Below are 527 nucleotides of genomic sequence, written 5' to 3'. Positions count from 1 at the left end.
ACCTAATAAAAGCGTTGAAAATGATGATTTCGATGCAAAATACAAAGAAGCTAAAACGCAACATAAACAAAATCAAGATCAAAACGATAATATTTTAATTCGATTCTCTCGTGGAATAGGAAAAGCCATGGGGGTCTTATATCAAGCAGGGCGAGACTCAGTAGATACTCTAATTAAAAATGTATTGCCATTTATGGCATTTATCAGTATGTTAATTGGGATTATTAACTACACTGGAATTGGTGACTTGATTGCGAACTTACTACAACCATTATCAACTTCGATTATTGGATTTGTAGCGATTGCATTCATTTGTAGTTTGCCATTCTTATCACCTATCTTGGGTCCTGGAGCAGTAATTGCTCAAGTTGTTGGGGTACTAATTGGATCTCAAATCGCAATGGGAACAATCCCGGTAACATACGCACTACCAGCACTGTTCGCTATTAATGCCCAAGCAGGAGCGGACTTCATTCCTGTTGGTCTGTCGTTAGGTGAAGCTGAGCCAGAAACAGTTCAAGTGGGAG

1 pseudogene is annotated in these 527 nt (G+C 38.9%); it reads left to right on the top strand.

From position 1 onward, the window contains the following. A pseudogene (locus ACFO5Y_RS11710) lies at positions 1-527 on the top strand (PTS glucitol/sorbitol transporter subunit IIB); the annotation flags it as partial.

Origin of the sequence: Ruoffia tabacinasalis (assembly GCF_042652985.1) — a bacterium.
In the GTDB taxonomy this organism is placed as follows: Bacteria; Bacillota; Bacilli; order Lactobacillales; family Aerococcaceae; genus Ruoffia; species Ruoffia tabacinasalis.
Note: the sequence above shows the minus strand (reverse complement) of the source record. Positions and strands in the feature narration are given on the sequence as shown.